This window comes from Kitasatospora sp. NPDC059571, from assembly GCF_042735675.1.
Taxonomy (GTDB): domain Bacteria; phylum Actinomycetota; class Actinomycetes; order Streptomycetales; family Streptomycetaceae; genus Kitasatospora.
Window position 1 is genome coordinate 1 of the sequence record NZ_JBHWBW010000770.1, and the last position, 1924, is coordinate 1924.

Annotated in this window: 1 protein-coding gene; it reads right to left on the reverse strand. The window is 73.0% G+C overall.

Features of this window, described 5'->3' with window-relative positions; all coding sequences use genetic code 11:
• Positions 1–132: 132 nt before the first annotated feature.
• Positions 133–1614 (reverse strand): MFS transporter, encoded by a 1482-nt coding sequence (locus ACFV0G_RS38850; protein WP_380558469.1) that lies wholly within the window; start codon positions 1612–1614, stop codon positions 133–135.
• Positions 1615–1924 lie beyond the last annotated feature (310 nt).

Consider the following 1924-nt stretch of genomic DNA (forward strand, 5'->3'; position numbering starts at 1 on the left):
GCCCCGCACCGTCGAGGTGCGGGGCCGCTCGGTGGGCCGGGCCGTGTCCCGTGGTCGCGATGCCCACAACCGACCGCGGGCGGCGCCGGCCCGCCCCGCGCCCTGTCCCGTGGCGCGGGGGCGGACGCCTCGTCAGGCGTCGGTCTTGGCGAGCACCGGGCCGGCGGACGCGGGCTCGGTCGCGGCGGGCGCGTCGGCGGCCTTGATCCGCCGGATGGCGAACGGCACCAGGCCGGCGACCACGCACATCACGGCGGCGGTCCAGAACGCGTGCTCGTAGGCGTGCAGGGTCGGCAGTGCGACCGGGATCGGCAGCTTCATGGTGTCGCCGGTGAGGATGGCGGCCATCACGGCGGTGCCGATGGCGCCGCCGACGGTGCGCAGCACGGCGTTCATGCCGTTGGCGATGCCGCTCTGCTCGGCCGGGACGGCGCCGTTGATGTAGGCCGGCATGGCGGCGTAGGCGAGGCCGACACCCAGGCCGAAGACGGCGGAGGCGAGGTAGATGTCGAACTCGTGGCTGTGCCGGACGGCGAGGTAGGCCATCGAGACGGCGCCGAGCATGCCGCCGAGGACCAGCGGCAGGCGGGGGCCGCGGCGGGCGATCATCAGGGCGCCGAGCGGGGCGGCGACCATCGAGCCGAGCGCGGAGGGCAGCAGCATGATGCCGGCGTGCAGCACGGTGGCGGTGAAGCCGTAGTGGGTGAGCTTGCTCGGGGTCTGCGCGAAGTTGCTGATGACCATGAACGAGCCGTACATGCCGAAGCCCATGAGCAGGCCGGAGATGTTGGTGAAGGCGACCGCGGGGCGGGACAGCATCTTCATGTCGACCAGCGGGTGGGTGACCTTGACCTCGATCAGGATCCAGACCAGGGCGACCACGGCGGCGACGGCGAACAGGCCGAGGGTGCGGTTGGAGGTCCAGCCCCAGTGGTTGCCCTGGCTGACGGCGATCAGCAGGGCGGAGAGCCAGCCGGCGAGGGTGAGCGCGCCCAGCGGGTCGGCGCCGCCGTTCTTGTCGACGACCGGGTCCTTGGGCACCCGCAGCGCGACCAGGGCGACCGCGATGAGGCCGAAGGCGAGGCCCATCCAGAAGATGGACTTGTAGCTCCAGTGCTCCAGCAGCAGACCGGTGGCGACCAGGCCGAGGCCGCTGCCGACGCCCATCGAGGCGCTGATCGCCGCGACGCCGCCGGTGACCTTCTCGCGGGGCAGCTCGTCGCGGACGATGCTGATGGCGAGCGGCAGCACGCCACCGCCGGCGCCCTGCAGGACGCGGGCGACGACCAGCCAGGTGAAGGAGTGGGTGCCGACCGCGAGCGCGGAGCCGGCGACCAGGCCGGCGAGCGAGACGAGCAGCATCGGCTTGCGGCCGCGCAGGTCGCCGAAGCGGCCGAGGAGCGGGGTGAGGACCGCGGCCGACAGCAGGTTGGCCGTCATGAGCCAGGTGATGTTCGAACCGGAGACGTTCAGTTCCTTGGCCAGCGAGGGCAGGATCGGGACGACCGCGGTCTGCACCACGCTGAAGGCCAGCATCGCGAGGATCAGCGCGGGGAGGACCCGCGCGCTGCTCGGCTTCTCGGCCGCGGAGGTGGGCTGTGGGGCCTCACTCACGGTTCTCATTCCTCCTGTTGGGGGCGCCCGGCGGGACCGAGTCGGGCTCCGTGCGGAGCGCCCTGACTGCTTCAGACGAGCGATAGTGAATCAACTGAAGTAACGATGCACGGAGATACTTCAGCCTGTCAAATATCGCGATCGGTGAAGCTTGAACGGCCCCGCCCGCCGGGCGGGGGGCCCCGGGGGGCGTGGGCCGCCCCCCGGGGGGGGGTGGTGGGGGCGGGTCGCCGGCCCCATCTCACGCCCCCCTCGCCCCCCGCCCCCCCCCCGGGGCGCCCCGCCCTCCGGCAGGTCCTCGTCCCGCAGC